Source organism: Bradyrhizobium sp. WBAH42 (genome assembly GCF_024585265.1).
Taxonomy (GTDB): Bacteria; Pseudomonadota; Alphaproteobacteria; order Rhizobiales; family Xanthobacteraceae; genus Bradyrhizobium.
Genome location: NZ_CP036533.1, coordinates 5604882 through 5622129 on the forward strand (window position 1 = coordinate 5604882; position 17248 = coordinate 5622129).

Here is a 17248-nt window from a genome sequence, read left to right on the forward strand (position 1 = left end):
GGGCGGCTGCAACGCCGCGCATGTTCGCCAGCTCGACGGCATCCGGAGTCGCGCCCAGGACCAGGGCGCCGAGATCGATCATGTGGTTCACAACCGCCCGCCGCATGGCGGCGTTCGCAAGCGTCTGTCTCTCATTGACGATGCCGAGATAATCCAGAAACAGCGAAAGCGCGGGATTGCCTCTGTCGAGTGGTCTGCCGATCGCGTCGTCGAAATTCCTGACCAAGGGCGCAATCAGGGCGCGGCTGATCCGCCAGGTGACGACACGCCTCGTCGTGGGATTGGTTGCCGTCCCCGGCAATCCATTCGTTGTCAAAACCGCCTCCCCGGGGCCGAGGCACGTCTCGTGACCATTTTGATTGTGGATCGCCGTACCATCGAGGTTGAACACGAGCACGGGATCGTCGTTGTCGATCATCGCTTCGGTGTGCCGACAGAAAATCGGAGAAGCGGTCGCGGCCGCGACGGACATTCCAGGCAACGCACGCAGCTTCATGTCGATCTGAAGCGCCGTATCGGGCAACGGCTCGATTTCCAGCTTGAGAATTTCGCGGCCGTAGATCTGGTGAAATGCTTCGGTCCTCTCGCGATCGGCAAATGCGGAGCTGGACAGCTCCAGCGCAATCAATTCGTCGCCAGTATCCAACACACCTCTCCATAAAAGTGAGATTGCCCGGCGCTCTTTTGTCGCAGGAAACTGGCGGCGTTCAAAGGCCTTTCATTGCAAGGTCCAACTCGGATCACACGCCACTTCAACTGCGGCTCGATACGACGTTGGCGCTGGACCAGCGCGCCGGCTGATGTGGCAATGCGATCACAGGTGATGGCAATCGCCAGATTTGTGGTGATCCGTCCAAGTAGGTGTGGCGCGTGCCCCAAGCCGAAGCAGCGCCGCTCCCAGTATAGCTACCTGACGTCGCTTTCGAATACGCGCGCCGGTTGCAGGGGGCTCAATGGCAATCACGGGAAGATTTCTTTCGACCGCTGCGTTCGGTCTTGCACTGACGCAGGCGGCCTCAGCCGCGGATCTGCCCGTCAAGGCAGTTGCGCTTGCGCCAGCCGCTGTCGACTGGAGCGGCGTCTATGTCGGCGTGCATGCCGGCTATGGTGGCGGCATGAAGGACTGGTGTAACGTGTTTGGACCGAACAATGATTATGCCGCGAGCGGCTTCCTCGCGGGCGGACAGATCGGCATCAACAAGCAGATCGCAAGTCTGGTTTTCGGTCTTGAGCTGGACGGGTCATGGGCCAATATCCGCGGCTCTCAGAACATGCGCGTTGAAGAGCCGTTCTTCATCGATACGACCGCCACGGTCACATCGAGGATCGAGGCATTGGCAACGGCGGCGGGCCGCGTCGGCTTGGCGGCCGACCGCTGGCTGGTGTTCGCAAAGGGTGGCATCGCCGGCACGTGGGAAAAGCACAGTAGCAATGCAGCGAGCAACGACTTCTTCGCCGGCACCGCGTCATCGAGCTTCAGCGGGAATGAATACCGTTGGGCACCGATGATCGGCCTTGGCGCCGAATATGCATTGGAGGGGAATTGGTCGGTCAAAGCCGAATACGACTACTTGCATTTCGGCACGCGGTCGGTGCGGATGAGCGGTAGCTCCACAGCTCTCCCGACTCCTTTCTCGGTTGATGTACCGATCACGCAGGATTCCATCCATCTGATCAAGGTGGGCGCGAACTACCGAATTGCTGATCCTGCGGTCGATCCCAAATATCCGCCCGTCAGGGCGGTGCCCGGCACGAACTGGACCGGCGGCTTTGTCGGCGTGCAGGGTGGCTATGGCTTTGGTCGCGAGTGGCGGAGCCAAGCTCCCGCACCCCTGCCGGGCAGTGGCAGTTTTGATGTCAGCGGATGGCTTGGAGGCTTTGACGGCGGCGTCAACGTTCAGTCCGGCGTGTTTGTGCTCGGCGTGGAAGGCGAATGGATGTGGACGGGTATCAAGGGCAGCCGATCCTCCACGTTCCCGTTGGGCGGATCGATGGTAACGTCCGGTCTGAACACCTCGACCGACTGGCTTGCGATCGCCAGCGGCCGCGCCGGCTTTGTCGTCGGCGATCGCCTGCTTGTCTATGGCAAGGCTGGTCTTGCGCTCGCCAATGAAAACCACGCAATGAATGGCGTAGAAGTCTTTGGAGCCCTCAGCGAATCTCTCGCAGCCAGCGGCAAGGCCCTACACTCAGGCGCCGTGATCGGAACCGGGCTTGAATATGCATTGGCGGGCAATTGGTCGGTCAAAGGCGAGTACAACTACATCCGCATGCTCAACCAGCAGACGAGTCAGAGCGGCACTTACAGTCAGCCCCTGTGGGCCCCGGCAGCGGCCGCGGTCAACAGCGCGATCACGCAGGATCTGCAGCTGTTCAAGCTAGGCGTGAACTATCACTTCAATCCGCTGCCCGGAGCCATCACCGCACGCTACTGACCCGATGACCGGGCTTCGATGCGGCCGTCAGCTTTCGTTCTGCGTCTGACTCCAATTCGTTCTCGAAGAACAAATCAGAGCCGCAAAAATCGCATCGGAGCAATTCCTACCGATTGGTTTATTCGGATCGAGATTTGGAATGCGCACGCCACTTGTCCGGAAAGTTGACGCCGATCTCGGTCACCATGGGCGCCCATTTCACCAGCGTCGCGTTGTCGAAGGCGATCTTCACGCCGTCACCGGAGAGCGACCTCGGCGCTCCGGCCTTCTTGCCGAAGCGGATCGTCACGGTGCAGCCGTCCCGCAAAGGCCGGCCTCGACGCGCTCGCGATCAGCACCTCGCGGCCTTCCGTTACGGGTTGTTAGGTCGCGGCATCAAATGGTCGAGCAGGCCGGTGGGGAGCGGAAACACCACTGTCGACGAGCGTTCACCGGCGATGTCGTGCAGAGCCGCGAAGTAACGCAGCTGCATTGCCTGAGGCTCCTGCGCCAGTATCCGGCCGGCTTCGACGAGCTTTTCGGCGGCCTGCTGCTCGCCCATCGCATTGATCACCTTGGCCCGCCGCAGGCGCTCCGCCTCGGCCTGTTTGGCAATCGCGCGAACCATGGTTTCGTTGATATCGACGTCCTTGATCTCTATGCCGGTGACCTTGATGCCCCAGACGTCGGTCTGCTTGTCGAGAATCTCCTGGATATCGGCGTTCAACCTGTCGCGCTCGGCAAGCATCTCGTCGAGCTCGTGCTTGCCGAGCACCGAACGCAACGTGGTCTGGGCGAGCTGGCTGGTCGCCGCCATGTAGTCACCGACCTTGATGATGGCGCGCTCGGGGTCGACGATGCGGAAGTACAGGACGGCGTTGACCTTGACGGAGACGTTGTCGCGCGAAATTACGTCCTGCGGCGGCACCACCTGCACCATCACCCGCAGATCGACCTTGACGAGTTGCTGCACGATCGGGACGAGCAGGATGAGGCCTGGGCCCTTCACACCGGTAAAGCGGCCGAGCGTGAAGACGACGCCGCGCTCGTACTCGCGCAGGATTCGAATAGCCTGGGATAGAAACACGATGACAAGCAGCGCAAGCGCCGCATACGTCAGATATTCCAGCATCATGATGGACCTCCCTCGCCTGTCCGGGCGGGTGTGCGGCGTATCAGCAGCGTCAGGTCGACGACATTGGCGACCTCCACCGTCTCTCCGGGCTTGAAGGTTTCGGCGCCGCGCGCCTGCCAGCGCTCACCATGGGCGAAGACATGGCCTTCGTTCCCGTTCCAGTCGAGAACCTCGGCGGGCAAGCCGCGCATGGCCTGCGCGCCGACCAGCGCAGGAGCTTTGCGGACGCGCCGCAGCGAACCAAGCACGACCAGAGCAAAGCCGCTGAACACGACCGCAGTGACACCGATCACCCACCACGACAATTGGTATCCAGGCGCCTCGCTCCTGAACAGCATCATTGCTCCGAGCACGAAGGCGATGATCCCGCCGAAGCCGACCACCACGGTCGGGTTGAAGGCTTCGACGGTGAGAAGCACGAGTCCCACCAGCATCAGGGCGAGGCCGGCATAGTTGATCGGCAGCAAATTGAGCGCATAGAGGCCGATCAGCAGGCAGATCGCGCCGACGACTCCCGGGGCGACGGCTCCGGGAGACATGAACTCGAAGATCAGGCCGTAGATGCCGACCATCAGCAGAATGAACGCCACGTTGGGGTCGGTGATGACCGCCAGGAACCGGGATATCCGTCCGGGCTCGACCGCTTCGACGACAGCATCCTTGGTTGCGAGGCGTTGCGTCCTGCCGCCTGCGAGCTCCACCACGCGGCCATCAACCTGCCGCAGCAATTCAGCCTGATCGCGCGCGACGAGATCAATGGCATGTGCCTCCAGCGCGCCGTTGGCAGAGAGTGTTGCAGCCTCGCGGACCGCCTTCTCTGCCCAGTCCACATTGCGGTTGCGCAGCTCGGCGAGGCTTCGGATGAAGGCGACGGCATCGTTCGTGGCCTTCGCCGTCATCGCGTCCTTCGGCTCATGCTTCTTGTCTTTGCCATCCTTGTCGGGTGTGCCGCTCGGCAGGCCCGGAAGCGGCCCGCCAATCTGGACCGGCGTCGCCGCACCGATGTTGGTGCCTGGTGCCATCGCCGCGATGTGGGTCGCATAAAGGATATAGGTCCCCGCACTCGCCGCGTGGGCGCCGGAGGGAGCGACGTAGCCAATGACAGGGACGGGCGAGGCGAGCACATCCGCGATGATCTCGCGCATGCTGGAATTGAGCCCGCCGGGCGTGTTCATCCTCAGAAGCACGACCTCGGCGCGCCGTTCGCTCGCGCTGGCCAAGGCCTCCCGCACGTAGCTGGCTGACGCCGGGCCAATCGCCCCGTCGATCGAGACAACGAGGGCTACGCGCTTGCTCTCCTCCGCTGAGCTGGGAAGGAGGCAGCAGATCAAAGCCACGACGGTGATCGCCGCAACGAGGGCCGCCTTCATGGTCTGCACGGCACGGGCTCCCTTGCAGAGCATATGGTATTCTTCTCATGAAACCTCAATGCTGCGCATGGAGATCAACGTTCCGATTGTGCAACGCAATGGGAATGCCCATGCAGGATTGCCGACGCGCTCGCGGCGCGGCTCTATCCACTTTCTGCCTGGCCTAGCAGCGGCTTCAACCATTCGCGCGTCAGGCCCAATGTCGTCTTCCGTGATCGAATGCCCCGTCGGCAGCACGTGATGCGCTACGTCGGCGCCCATGTGCGCCAGCCGTTGTGCCAGACCAGCCCCGTCGCCGCGCAGCCGCCGCTCGTCATTGTCACCATCGACCAGGAGAGCCGGGACGCGCGAGAGGCGCGTGTCTGGAGCGACCGCGAACGGCGACAGCGGCCTGAAAAGAACGGCACCGGAGAGACAGCGAGGATAGAGCATGAGCAGCGCAGCGGCCATGATGGCGCCGTTCGAAAAGCCGATCGCGACCGGCGGCCTCGGGAAGCGATAGTTCTTCCCGATCCGGACCACCTCGCCGGCCAGCACATCGGCTCGGGCAAGTAGATCGCGTTCATCGATCGAGCGATCCTCGAACCGGCGAAAGAAAGCGAAGCCGGCCTCCCAGGGCACGGCGCCTCGAAGCGCGACGGCCATCGAGCCCGGGGCGAGCCGCCCAGCCAGCGGCACCATGTCCAGCTCCGTGCCGCTCGAACCGTGAAGCATCAGCAACGGGGTGTGATCCGGAGCGGCACCCTTGATGAAACAATGGTCATGAGCCGACAATGGCAATTCCTCACCTTCAACCGCGCAACTAAGATGGGATCTACCTCCACTATACCACGTCGCCGTGAAAGCCTTCTGCAGCTCGCAAGGCTTTCCGCAAGCCGATACTGATGTCAGCTTTCGTTCTGCATCTGACTCCAGTTCGTTCTCAAAGAACAAATCAGAGCCGCGATTATCGCGGCGGACCAATTCCTACTGATTGGTTTATCGCGGGCGGAATTTCGAACGAACCATGATTGCATAACGCGGGTCGCGAGCACGCAACGTCAGGCCTCGGGCAAAAGCCGCCGGGAGATCGTCAACGCGTGCTTGCAAGTTGAGCTGAGAACTGGAGAATACCGGCAATGCCGCGTATTCCGTCATTGCGAGCGCAGCGAAGCGATCCAGACTGCCTCCGCTGGAAGATCCTGGATTGCTTCGTCGCAAGGGCTCCTCGCAATGACGAGGACAGAGCGAGACTCGCGCCCGCGTGGCCTACGCCGCCGCCTTTTGCCGTGTCACCAGCGCTTCGCCGAAGGCCTCGAACAGCTTGCGGTTGATCGGATTGTGCTGCGGGTCGTACTCCGCGTGCCATTGCACGCCGAGAGCAAAGCTCGGGGCTTCGGCGATGCGGATCGCCTCGATGGTGCCGTCCTCGGCGATGCCTTCGATCAGCACGCGCTTGCCGGGATCGAGGATGCCCTGCCCGTGCAGCGAATTGACCCGGATCTTCTCGCAGCCGAGAATCGTCGCGAAGGCGCCGCCAGGCGTCAGGTCGACGTCGTGACGATCGGCGAACACCACGGTCGGATCGGGATGGATATCGCCGTTCTCGAGCCTGGGCATGCGGTGGTTCATGCGGCCGGGGATCTCGCGGATCTCGGGATGCAGCGAGCCGCCGAAGGCGACGTTCATCTCCTGCAGGCCGCGGCAAATGCCGAACAGCGGAATGCCGCGGGCGACACAGGCGACCGAAAGGGCCAGCGCGACCTCGTCGCGGTGGATGTCGTAGGGCTCGTGCTTCTCGCAGGGATCGACGTTGAAGCGGGTCGGGTGAACGTTGGCCCGGGCGCCGGTCAGGATGATGCCATCCACGGTATCGAGCAGCGCCGGGATATCGGTGATGTCGGGCGAGCCCGCGAACATCAGCGGCAAGCCGCCGGAGACTTCGGCCACGGCGCGCAGGTTTCGCTCGCCAACCATCTGGACCTGAAATCGATTTTCGACGCGATAGGAATTCCCGATCACGCCGACGACCGGCTTTCTCATCTGTCGTTCCGCGCCTCCCGATAAGAAGATTCCCCAAACATGCCCCTCAGATGAAACAAATTCAACAGAAGGGATCGCGGGACGGCAATGCTATTTTCGCGCAAATGCCTCCCGGGCTTCCATCCCGCCGGTCACGGGCAGACCGGCCGCCTTCAGCGCAATTGCCGCTGTCTCGCCCGGCGCGTCCAGCCAGGGAAGCCTGGCCTCGATACCGCGCGTCACGGGCTGTCCGAGAGCGCCCCCGAAGTCGATCGGCCAGAACCCGTTGGGCACCACCTCGGCGGAGAAGCCGCGGATCGCGTAGCCGTCGCCCAGGATTGCCTCTGCATGGCCGCTGTCGACAAGGCGCGCGGTCTTGGGATCCCTAGGATCGCCGAAGCTCACGAGCACGGGGATGAGCTCCCCTTGCACCGGGACAACGCCGGTCTGCCGGCTCATGTCCTTGAACGACACCCGGCTGCCGCGCGCGATGCCATAGGCGCGGAGCGCCACATAGTTGATGTCGTCGAGGTCGAGCTTGGCGCCCTGCTGATGCGCCAGCAAGACCACGATGTTCTTGCCTTGGCCGAGATCGACGAACACAGCCTCCCCACGCATCGTGGTGCGGCCACTGCGGTTATAGTTGCGATCGGGCACGACAGCCAGAATGCCCGAGGCGGTCTTGATCCCAGCTGGCGTCGTCACCTCGACCGTCAGGCGGAATTTATGGTCCGGCCGGTTGAGCCCGAGCAGACCGGCCCACTTGCTGATAGTGCCCAAGCGCCCCTCACTTCTGTTTCCTCACCGCTCTGCACCGTTCACGCGGGGGCGTCAAACGGGCGCGTTGCCGCTCTTGATCGGAGGCGCGTTTTGTCGAAAGAGTGCCCCGATTGCAGCTACCAAAGACAGGATACGATGTGACCTTTCCTGCAGATGAACGACCCCGCGCCCGTGCCGACCTCGCGCGGGATCAGGCCTGGGCGATCGCGGTCGGCGGCATCGGCGTCGTGCTGTTCACCGCGCTGCTCGCCTTCACCTGGTTTTTTGCGACCACCGTGCTGCTGATCTTCACCGGCATGCTGCTCGGCCTCGGTCTCAACGCGCTGGTCAATGCGCTCGGTCGGCGGGTCCACCTGCCTCACACGATGCGGCTTGCAATCGTCTGCGTCGCCCTCGCTCTGCTGCTTGCGGGCGTCGCCTATCTCGGCGGCGCCACCATTGCCGAACAGGCCTCGCTCCTGAGCAAGACCATCAAGTCGCAGATCACCAATGTCAGGTCCTTGCTCGAGAACCACGGCATCGACACCAGCTTCTTCGATCTCGGCAACGCTGCGGCGGACTCCGCGACCAACGCGTCCTCGGAGACGACGCCCGCGCCGGCAACGCCCTCGCGCGCTCCCCTGCCTAGCGCCGGCGCGCTCGCCTCCAGCGGCGGCGCGATCGTGAGCCAGACCCTCAAGCTGCTGCTCGGCACCATTCACGGCGTGGGCAACATCTTCATCGTTCTGTTCCTGGGCCTTGCCTTCGCCGCCCAGCCCAAAGTCTATCATGACGGCCTGCTGTTCCTGGCACCGGCGCGGCACCGTACCCGTGTCGCCATCGTCATCGACCGTATCGCGGAGACGCTGGAGCGCTGGCTGATCGCCCAGATCATCGTCATGATCGCGGTCGGTGCCGTGACCTGGATCGGACTTGCCGTCATCGGCATCCCCGGCGCGTTCATCTTAGGGATTCAGGCGGGCCTGCTCGCCTTCATCCCCACGGTGGGAGCCATCATCGCCGGCGTCATTGTGGTGCTGGCGAGCCTCGCCTCGGGATGGATTCCCGCCTTGTCGGCGTTTCTGCTCTTCATGGGCGTGCACGCCATGGAAAGCTACGTGCTGACGCCGATCCTGCAGCGCCAGGCGCTCGACATCCCGCCGGCCACGCTGTTCGCGTTCCAGATCCTGCTCGGCGTCGTCTTCGGCATCTGGGGCCTCGCGCTGGCGCTCCCGCTGGTCGCCATCGCCAAGGTCATGATCGACCATGTCAAGACGTATGAGGCGCCGCCTCTGGCGGAGGCGGCCTGACACTCATTCCGTGGTCAGCACGGTCTCGGTGTGCTCGACCTCGGGGGGCGCGGCAAAATACTGGCCGACCAGGCCGCGCCATTCCGCGAAATTCTCCGAGCCGCGGAAGTCCACGGTGTGGTTCTCCAGCGTCGCCCATTTCACCATCAGCCGGTAACGCTGCGGCTTCTCGATCGACTTGTGCAACTCGAAGCCGTGAAAGCCCTTGGAGCGGCCGAAAGCGGCCTTGGCCTTGGCGACGGCCGCCTCGAAATCCTTCTCGCTGCCCAGCTTGACGTCGATTTGCGCGATCTCGGTGATCATCGGCTTTCCACCCTGTTTGTTCGATGGCCGTGTCTAGCGTAGCCGGAGCCAAAGAAAAAGGCGCCGGAACGGCGCCCTGCCCCAGCCGAATTGCGGGTGCGTCAGGCGAACAGCAGAACGGTGCCGGTCACGATCAGCGCACACCCCACGAACAGCACGAACGGCCAGTAGCTACGGTGCTGCGTGTAGCGCCCTTGCGCGCGGCGCTCGGTGATCAGCGCGCTCTCGTATTCGTCCGCGGTCGAGAACAGACAGGCGAAGCCGCCGCGGGCCGAGGCGGCCTCGGCTTCGAGCGACATCAGGGCGGCTTGCGGATTCTGTCGGCGGATCGATTCCATGGCCACGATGGTAGGGATCGAATGGTAAACAGAGATTTACCGCAAGCCCGCCCTGCATTCTCACGCGGTGACCGGACGCGCCTGCGATGCGCCGATCCGCGCCGCGCTCTGGCGCCGCCAGTTCTCCAGCGACAGCGGCAGCTCCTCGGCCGCCTCGACGCGGTTGCGGCCGCCGCGCTTGGCCTGGTAGAGCGCGGTGTCGGCCGAGGCCAGCAGCACCTCGAGCTCGGTGCCGGCCGGACCGCCGGCGACGCCGATGCTGACGGTGGTGTCGACCGGACCTTCGTCGACCACGACGCCGGAGGTCTCGAACGCCTCGCGCACGCGCTCGGCGACCAGCACGCCCTCCTCCAGCGCGCACGGCAACAGCGCGGCGAACTCCTCGCCGCCGATGCGGCCCGAAAGGTCGGAGATGCGCAAATTGCTGACCACGACGGTGGAGAACAGTTTGAGCATCTCGTCGCCGGCGGGATGGCCGAAACGGTCGTTGATCGACTTGAAGTGGTCGATGTCGAAGATCATCACGGTCACGGGCCGCCCGGCCTTGGCCTCGCGCTCGATCACGCGCGCACAGGCCTCCGAGAAGCCGCGGCGGTTGAGCATACCGGTCAAAGGATCGGTCGATGCCGCAGTCCGGTGCGCGGTGACGGTGCGCTCCGACACCAGCATGAAGATCACGAACACCGTACCGACGGCATAGAGGATGAGCTCGACCGCGAACACCGTAACCCAGATGCTCGAGGAGAAGCCGGCATCATGCGGACGCAGGACGCTGCCGATCACGATCGGCAGCATCAACACGCAGCCGTGCATCACCGGCATCACGAGGGCCGGCCAGCGCCGTTGCACGCTCTTGCGCCGTTCGGTCCAGAGCTCGCTCGCAGTCAGCGCCGCGTACACCGAGACGATGCCGGCACCGACGAGCATGCGCAGCATCGATGCCGTGGGATCGAGCAGCGTCGCAGCCGCGACCCAGGCGAGCGCGCCGAGCACGAGCCCGGGCCAGTTCGGCTTGCGTCCGTGGAAGACGCGCGCCGCGTTCCATACCATGCCGCAGGCGACGAAACCGACGGCGTTCAGCGCGAGGTACAAGTGCGGCCCCAGCCTGTCGCCCGCCGCGGTCCATAACGCGACGGAGGCGGCACCGAGCAGATAGGCGGTGCCCCACCATTTCAGCGCCGGGCTGTTCTCCTGCTTGCCGAAAAACACCATCATGGCGCCGAGCAGTGCGGCGACCATGGTGGCGACCAAATAGAGCGTGATGCTATCGAGCGACATCATGTCGGCCCCCTTTAGAAAATAGCAGTTACGCGATCGGCCCAGCCGATTTGCGCGCCCTTCCGAAGGCGACGCTAGGTCGCGCGGGTTCCATTCAGGTTTTCGCGGATCTCTAAGTTTTCGGGAAACACGCCATCAATTTGCATACAAACGAACAACAAAAAGGGCGCTGAAATCAGCGCCCTTTTGCATCTCATTGAAGCCGCTTTCGCGGCGAATGCGACCGAAGCGATTAACGCTTCGAGAACTGGAAGGACCGGCGGGCCTTGGCCTTGCCGTACTTCTTGCGCTCGACCACGCGCGAGTCGCGGGTGAGGAAGCCGCCCTTCTTGAGCACAGAGCGCAGCTCCGGCTCGAAATAGGTGAGCGCCTTGGAGATACCGTGACGGACCGCGCCGGCCTGGCCGGACAGACCGCCGCCGGCGACGGTGCAGATCACGTCGTACTGGCCCGAACGCTGGGCCACCGAGAACGGCTGCTCGATCATCATGCGCAGCACGGGACGGGCGAAATAGACCTCGACCTCGCGCGAGTTGACGGTGACCTTGCCGGCACCCGGCTTGATCCAGACACGGGCGACCGCGTCCTTGCGCTTGCCGGTGGCATAGGCGCGGTTGAACTTGTCGACCTTCTTCTCGTGCTTGGGCGCCTCGGGCGCGGCCGCCGTCTTGAGCTGCGAGAGCTGGTCGAGCGACTGAATGGATTCGGCCATGTTATGCGGCCCTCGTGTTCTTGCGGTTCAACTTGGCGATGTCGATCTTCTCGGGCTGCTGCGCCTCGTGCGGATGATCAGCCCCGCCGTAGACGCGGAGGTTGCCCATCTGGACGCGACCGAGCGGACCACGCGGGATCATGCGCTCGACGGCCTTCTCGAGCACGCGCTCGGGATGACGGCCCTCGAGGATCTGGCGCGCGGTGCGCTCCTTGACGTGGCCGACATAGCCGGTGTGCTTGTAATAGGTCTTCTGCTCGCGCTTGCGACCGGTGAGTACCGCATGCTGCGCATTGATGATGATGACGTTGTCGCCGCAATCGACGTGCGGGGTGTAGGTCGGGAGGTGCTTGCCGCGCAGGCGCATGGCGACAATGGTGGCGAGACGGCCGACGACCAGACCCTTGGCGTCGATCAGCACCCACTTCTTCGTCACCTCAGCCGGCTTTGCCGAAAAGGTTTTCATGTCGGAGTTTCCGTGGACGGGAGATATCGGCGCGAACATCGCGCCGGACTGCGCGGGTTTCTAGAGAAGAGAGGCGCAACGGTCAATGCCCCAGAGTGCAAATTAGCAACGTAAAATCAATGGCTTAAAAATATGGTGCGATATTACCTGCAAAAAGCTCAAACATTTGGAATGGAATAGGTCGAGGTGACGTGGGCGATCGGATCGGGTGAGGTCCCGGACAGGAGGTTCACCTCCCCCACAGCAAGGCGCTTGCCAAGCTTGAGCAGCCGGGCCTCGGCCAGCACGTCCTGCCCGGGCTGGCCCTTGCGCAGGAAGTTGATGTTGAGATTGGTGGTAACGGCGAGCCCGATCGGCCCGATCGCGGACAGCAGCACCACGTACATCGCGAAATCCGCGAGCGCCATCAGGGTCGGGCCCGACACGGTTCCGCCCGGCCGCAGCATCCGTTCGCTGTAGCGCTGGCGCAAGAGGCTGGTCTGGCCGTCCGCGCTCTCGATCGTGATGTCGTCACCGCTGAAGGCCTGGGGAAACTCGTCACGGAGGAACTGCTCCAGCTCCGCCACGCTCATTTTCGCTAACGCCATGCCGTCCCCACCCTCGCTTCGCCTGCCCTGTTACATTAAGTTATCGGTGTCATCCAATTGCAATCATTTAGGGGAAATCGCGTCAATGTCCTCCCAAGCCGCCCGCGCCCCCTCCCCGCAACCGCCGATCCTGCTGCGCGAGATCGTCGGCAGCGTCGCCGTGCTCACGCTGAACCGACCAGCCGCGCGCAACAGCCTTTCGGAGGCAATGATCGGACAGCTGCATGCGAGCCTCAATGCGATCGCGGAACACAAGCACATCCGTGCGGTCGTGATCGCAGCCAACGGCCCGGCTTTTTCCGCCGGCCACGACCTGAAGGAACTGACCGCGCGCCGCACCGATCCGGATCACGGCCGGGCTTATTTTGCGCAGATCATGACGGCATGCAGTGCCATGATGCAGGCGATCGTGCGCCTGCCCAAGCCCGTGGTCGCTGCCGTCCAAGGCATCGCCACCGCGGCGGGCTGCCAGCTGGTGGCAAGCTGCGATCTGGCGATCGCATCGGAGGCGACGAAGTTCGCCACGCCCGGCATCGACATCGGACTGTTCTGCTCGACGCCGATGGTGGCGCTGTCGCGCAACGTGACGCGCAAGCAGGCCATGGAGATGCTGCTGACGGGCGAGCCTGTCACGGCCGACCGCGCCCGCGAGATCGGTCTCGTCAACCGCGTGGTGCCTGCCGGCACCGAGCTCGGCGCCGCGATCGAGCTCGCGCAACAGGTCGCGCTGAAATCCGCCTACACGATCAAGCTCGGCAAGGAGGCGTTCTACCGCCAGGCCGAGATGAGCCTTGCGGATGCCTATCGCTATGCCGCAGAGGTGATGACCGAGAACATGATGGCGCGCGATGCCGAGGAAGGCATCGGTGCCTTCATCGAGAAGCGCGCGCCGACATGGCGGGATGAGTGAAATTCGTCATTGCGAGCGAAGCGAAGCAATCCAGGAATCCCTCCGGGGAAACAGCCTGAATTGCTTCGTCGCTTCGCTCCTCGCAATGACAAGAAAGAAGAACGACAAATGAACCACGACGCCTATCCCGACAATTACATCCGCGGCATCCTCAACGGCGTGAAGTCGATCGCGATGGTCGGCGCCTCGCCGGTCAATGTGCGGCCGAGCTATTTCGCGTTCAAATACCTGATGCAGCGCGGCTACGACATGATCCCGGTCAATCCCGGCCATGTCGGCAAGGAGCTGCTCGGCAAGCCGTTCGTCGCGTCACTTTCGGACATCGGCCGTCCCGTCGACATGATCGACATCTTTCGCAACTCCAGCCACATCATGCCCGTCGTCGAGGAGGCGCTCACGCTCGACCCGCTGCCGAAGGTGATCTGGATGCAGCTCGGCGCGCGCGACGATGCCGCTGCGGGGAAAGCGGAATCAGTCGGCATCAAGGTGGTCATGAACCGCTGCCCCAAGATCGAATATGGCCGCCTGTCGTCCGAAATCTCCTGGATGGGCGTGAATTCGCGCACGCTCAGCTCCAAGCGCGCGCCGGCGCCGACGCAGGGCATGCGGCTATCACTCAATCGGATGAGCGTCGGCGGTGGCAACACCGCCGCATCGGATCGTGCTGCGAAGAACAAGAGCGAGCAAAGCTGACGCACTTGCGAAGGCTTCGTTTCGCGAGCGCGACAATGCGTAGCACGATCATTCCCAAATGATCCTGATGTGAAGCGGCGCCTTGACGGCGGGCGCCCCGCCCATCAGCATGCCGCGCGATTTTCAGGCCACAAGAACAGGACGCCCTCAATGAGCGATCGCCTTCCGGGATTTTCAACGCTTGCCGTGCATGCCGGTGCACAGCCCGACCCCACCACCGGCGCGCGCGCAACTCCGATTTATCAAACGACCTCTTTCGTGTTCAACGATGCCGACCACGCCGCTTCGCTGTTCGGCCTGCAGGCATTCGGCAACATCTACACCCGCATCGGCAATCCCACCAACGCCGTGCTGGAAGAACGCGTCGCCGCGCTCGAAGGCGGCACCGCCGCGCTCGCGGTGGCCTCCGGCCATGCCGCGCAGGTCGTGGTGCTGCAGCAGCTGCTTCAACCCGGCGACGAGTTCATCGCCGCGCGAAAACTCTATGGCGGCTCGATCAACCAGTTCACGCACGCCTTCAAGAGCTTTGGCTGGAACGTGGTTTGGGCCGATCCCGACGATATCGCAAGCTTCGAGCGCGCGGTGACGCCGCGCACCAAGGCGATCTTCATCGAGTCCATCGCCAACCCCGGCGGCAGCATCACCGACATCGAGGCGATCTCGACCGTGGCACGCAAGGCGGGCGTTCCGCTGATCGTCGACAACACGCTGGCCTCGCCCTATTTGATCCGTCCGATCGATCACGGCGCCGACATCGTCGTACACTCGTTGACGAAATTTTTGGGCGGCCACGGCAACTCGCTCGGCGGCATCATCGTCGATGCCGGCACCTTCGACTGGTCGACCGGCGGCAAATATCCGATGCTGTCGGAGCCGCGTCCGGAATATCACGGCATCCGCCTGCAGGAGACCTTCGGCAATTTCGCCTTCGCGATCGCCTGCCGCGTGCTCGGCCTGCGCGATCTCGGCCCGGCGCTGTCGCCGTTCAACGCCTTCATGATCCTGACCGGCATCGAGACGCTGCCGCTGCGCATGCAGAAGCACTGCGACAATGCCAAGGCCATTGCCGAATACCTCGCGGGACATCCTGCGGTGGCCTCGGTGAGCTATGCTGGCCTGCCGAACGACAAGTACAACCAGCTCGCGCGCAAATACGCGCCGCGGGGCGCGGGCGCGGTGTTCACCTTCAGCCTGAAGGGCGGCTATGATGCCGGCGTCAGCCTGGTGTCGAAGCTGCAGCTGTTCTCGCACCTCGCCAATGTCGGCGATACCCGCTCGCTGGTGATCCATCCGGCCTCGACCACGCACAGCCAGCTCGACGACGCCGCCAAGGTGAAGTCCGGCGCCGGCCCCGACGTGGTCCGCCTCTCGATCGGCATCGAGGACAAGGAAGACCTGATCGCGGATCTGGAGCAGGCGCTGGGCGCGTAGCGCCTGGGAACGACGGCGGCCCTTTCGGCCGCCGCCGGTTAACCCTCATTAACCATATCTGCCCCATACATCGTCCTTGGATCGCCCCTTTGATTCGGAGCCGACGATGCTGCGCTGGATGGTGCCCGCCCTGGCAGTGATGCTGATGGTCTCGGCTGCCGTTGCCGCCGATCTGCCGGCGACGCCGAAGCGGCGCGCGGCCGGGCCGCCGCAGGACCCGCCACAGGTCTATGTCGAGACCGATCCGGATGCGCTGATCTCGCCGGCCTATGGCATCGGCAGCTATATCCGCAACCTTCCTGGTACGCCGCTGCTGCCGGGCTCCCACACCTTGCCCGGCTATTATGGCCGCCCCTGGAGCTACGATTATCAAGGCGCGTATTACGGCGGCAAGCAGGTCGATTATTTCTGGCGCCTGCCCTATGCGTGCGGCGTCTACGGCTATTGCTGATCAGCCGGGCTGCCCCAAGGGGACCGCGCGCGGCTGCGCTTGCGCGGACTGTCGTGAGGCGAGCCGCTCGACCTGCATCACTGCCAGCGTCAACACCACGATCGCTACGGCCTGGTGCGAAAGCGCAAGGTCGATCGGCACCTGGTTGAGCAGCGTGAGGATGCCGAGCACCGCCTGCACGCTCACCGCCGCGAACAGCCACAACGCGCCGCTGGCTGCCGCCCCTGCCCGCGAGCGCACCGCGTCGATCGCGTGCAGCAGCGCGAGCACGAACAGCGCATAGGCGGTCATGCGGTGCTCGAACTGTACCGTCAGCACATTGTCGAACATGTTGCGCCACCACGGCGTCTCGAACCACAGCCGATCCGCCGACGGGATGAACGCGCCATCGATCGTAGGCCAGGTGTTGTAGGCCCGCCCGGCGCGCAGGCCCGCGACCAGTGCGCCGAAATAGATCTGCACGAACGTCACCACGAGCAGCAGCGCGCTCGTGAACCGCAGCCGCGCGGACACGGCGATGTGCGGCCGCTCCTTGAGCCGCCGCACCGTCCAGACGATGCCGGCGAAGATCAGGAGCGCGAGCGAAAGATGCGTCGCCAACCGATATTGCGACACCTCGACCCGCTCCGTGAGGCCCGAGGCCACCATCCACCAGCCGACCGCCCCCTGCAGCCCGCCGAGCGCGAACAGCAGCCACAGCCTGCGCTTCAGCTCACCCGACAACCCGCCGCGCCAGAGGAAGAACAGGAACGGCAAGAGATAGGCGACGCCGATGAAGCGGCCGAGCAGCCGGTGGCTCCATTCCCACCAGAAGATCTGCTTGAACTCGGACAGGCTCATGCCTGAATTGAGTTCGCGATATTGCGGGATCTTCTTGTAGGCCTCGAACGCCTCGGCCCACGCCGCCTCCGACAGCGGCGGAACACTGCCCGTGACCGGCTTCCATTCGACGATCGAAAGGCCGGATTCCGTCAGCCGTGTCGCACCGCCGACCAGCACCATCAGCGCGATCAGCACGGCCACGCAGATCAGCCACCAGCGCACGGCGCGATGCGGCTCGGATGGGGCGGAAATCGTCGTCATTTCAGAG

At 63.8% G+C, this 17248-nt stretch carries 19 protein-coding genes and 1 pseudogene; 6 read left to right on the forward strand and 14 right to left on the reverse strand.

Features of this window, described 5'->3' with window-relative positions; all coding sequences use genetic code 11:
• Positions 1 to 67: 67 nt before the first annotated feature.
• Positions 68 to 649 (reverse strand): annotated as a pseudogene (locus tag DCG74_RS39045) (hypothetical protein); the annotation flags it as partial.
• Between the two features lie 304 nt (positions 650 to 953).
• On the opposite strand from DCG74_RS39045, the gene DCG74_RS26215 reads away from it, so the two are divergent.
• Positions 954 to 2435, forward strand: a complete 1482-nt coding sequence (locus DCG74_RS26215) for an outer membrane protein (RefSeq protein WP_172783500.1) — start codon at positions 954 to 956, stop codon at positions 2433 to 2435.
• A gap of 118 nt (positions 2436 to 2553) precedes the next feature.
• On the opposite strand, the gene DCG74_RS26220 is transcribed toward DCG74_RS26215, so the two are convergent.
• From DCG74_RS26220 to DCG74_RS26245, 6 genes are all read right to left on the reverse strand, one after another.
• Positions 2554 to 2724, reverse strand: coding sequence for a hypothetical protein (locus DCG74_RS26220; RefSeq protein WP_175421769.1), 171 nt, complete (start codon positions 2722 to 2724; stop codon positions 2554 to 2556).
• 63 nt (positions 2725 to 2787) lie between these two features.
• On the reverse strand, positions 2788 to 3549 hold the full coding sequence (locus tag DCG74_RS26225; RefSeq protein WP_172783499.1) for a slipin family protein: 762 nt from the start codon (positions 3547 to 3549) through the stop codon (positions 2788 to 2790).
• The gene (locus DCG74_RS26230) at positions 3546 to 4928 is read right to left on the reverse strand and encodes a nodulation protein NfeD (protein ID WP_172783498.1); all 1383 of its coding nucleotides are present in this window, start codon (positions 4926 to 4928) and stop codon (positions 3546 to 3548) included. Before DCG74_RS26230 ends, DCG74_RS26225 begins: the two co-directional genes overlap by 4 nt.
• A 36-nt stretch (positions 4929 to 4964) precedes the next feature.
• Positions 4965 to 5693 carry an alpha/beta hydrolase gene (locus DCG74_RS26235; protein ID WP_172783497.1) on the reverse strand — a complete coding sequence of 243 codons (729 nt, stop codon included), beginning with the start codon at positions 5691 to 5693 and terminating at the stop codon, positions 4965 to 4967.
• A gap of 474 nt (positions 5694 to 6167) precedes the next feature.
• The gene (locus DCG74_RS26240) at positions 6168 to 6941 is read right to left on the reverse strand and encodes a gamma-glutamyl-gamma-aminobutyrate hydrolase family protein (RefSeq protein ID WP_172783496.1); all 774 of its coding nucleotides are present in this window, start codon (positions 6939 to 6941) and stop codon (positions 6168 to 6170) included.
• A gap of 90 nt (positions 6942 to 7031) precedes the next feature.
• Positions 7032 to 7700 carry a hypothetical protein gene (locus tag DCG74_RS26245; protein ID WP_172783495.1) on the reverse strand — a complete coding sequence of 223 codons (669 nt, stop codon included), beginning with the start codon at positions 7698 to 7700 and terminating at the stop codon, positions 7032 to 7034.
• 137 nt (positions 7701 to 7837) lie between these two features.
• Here DCG74_RS26245 and DCG74_RS26250 point away from each other — a divergent pair, with 137 nt between their 5' ends.
• The gene (locus DCG74_RS26250; RefSeq protein WP_172783494.1) at positions 7838 to 8989 is read left to right on the forward strand and encodes an AI-2E family transporter; all 1152 of its coding nucleotides are present in this window, start codon (positions 7838 to 7840) and stop codon (positions 8987 to 8989) included.
• A 3-nt stretch (positions 8990 to 8992) separates the two neighbouring features.
• Here DCG74_RS26250 and DCG74_RS26255 read toward each other — a convergent pair whose 3' ends face one another.
• From DCG74_RS26255 to DCG74_RS26280, 6 genes are all read right to left on the reverse strand, one after another.
• Positions 8993 to 9292 (reverse strand): antibiotic biosynthesis monooxygenase, encoded by a 300-nt coding sequence (locus tag DCG74_RS26255; protein ID WP_172783493.1) that lies wholly within the window; start codon positions 9290 to 9292, stop codon positions 8993 to 8995.
• A gap of 101 nt (positions 9293 to 9393) precedes the next feature.
• A complete protein-coding gene (locus DCG74_RS26260) occupies positions 9394 to 9630 on the reverse strand; it encodes a hypothetical protein (RefSeq protein ID WP_172783492.1) in 237 nt (78 codons plus the stop codon).
• A 60-nt stretch (positions 9631 to 9690) separates the two neighbouring features.
• Entirely contained in the window at positions 9691 to 10911 is a 1221-nt protein-coding gene (locus DCG74_RS26265; protein WP_172783491.1) for a diguanylate cyclase, read from the reverse strand.
• A gap of 229 nt (positions 10912 to 11140) precedes the next feature.
• A complete protein-coding gene (gene rpsI, locus DCG74_RS26270; RefSeq protein ID WP_018642439.1) occupies positions 11141 to 11620 on the reverse strand; it encodes a 30S ribosomal protein S9 in 480 nt (159 codons plus the stop codon).
• A gap of 1 nt (position 11621) precedes the next feature.
• Positions 11622 to 12086 (reverse strand): 50S ribosomal protein L13, encoded by a 465-nt coding sequence (gene rplM / locus DCG74_RS26275; RefSeq protein WP_018642440.1) that lies wholly within the window; start codon positions 12084 to 12086, stop codon positions 11622 to 11624.
• Between the two features lie 158 nt (positions 12087 to 12244).
• The gene (locus DCG74_RS26280) at positions 12245 to 12673 is read right to left on the reverse strand and encodes a PaaI family thioesterase (RefSeq protein WP_025036650.1); all 429 of its coding nucleotides are present in this window, start codon (positions 12671 to 12673) and stop codon (positions 12245 to 12247) included.
• 85 nt (positions 12674 to 12758) lie between these two features.
• Here DCG74_RS26280 and DCG74_RS26285 point away from each other — a divergent pair, with 85 nt between their 5' ends.
• The 4 genes from DCG74_RS26285 (at position 12759) to DCG74_RS26300 (ending at position 16158) form a co-directional block, all read left to right on the forward strand.
• Positions 12759 to 13583 carry an enoyl-CoA hydratase gene (locus tag DCG74_RS26285; protein WP_172783490.1) on the forward strand — a complete coding sequence of 275 codons (825 nt, stop codon included), beginning with the start codon at positions 12759 to 12761 and terminating at the stop codon, positions 13581 to 13583.
• A 108-nt stretch (positions 13584 to 13691) separates the two neighbouring features.
• Positions 13692 to 14276, forward strand: a complete 585-nt coding sequence (locus DCG74_RS26290) for a CoA-binding protein (RefSeq protein WP_172783489.1) — start codon at positions 13692 to 13694, stop codon at positions 14274 to 14276.
• Between the two features lie 150 nt (positions 14277 to 14426).
• Complete coding sequence (locus DCG74_RS26295) at positions 14427 to 15707, forward strand: O-acetylhomoserine aminocarboxypropyltransferase (RefSeq protein ID WP_172783488.1); 1281 nt, start codon at positions 14427 to 14429, stop codon at positions 15705 to 15707.
• 106 nt (positions 15708 to 15813) lie between these two features.
• Positions 15814 to 16158: a hypothetical protein gene (locus tag DCG74_RS26300; RefSeq protein WP_172783487.1), complete on the forward strand. Its 345-nt coding sequence runs from the start codon at positions 15814 to 15816 to the stop codon at positions 16156 to 16158.
• Here the strand turns inward: DCG74_RS26300 and DCG74_RS26305 are convergent, their stop codons facing one another.
• Positions 16159 to 17241: a COX15/CtaA family protein gene (locus DCG74_RS26305; protein ID WP_172783486.1), complete on the reverse strand. Its 1083-nt coding sequence runs from the start codon at positions 17239 to 17241 to the stop codon at positions 16159 to 16161.
• Between the last annotated feature and the right edge of the window lie 7 nt (positions 17242 to 17248).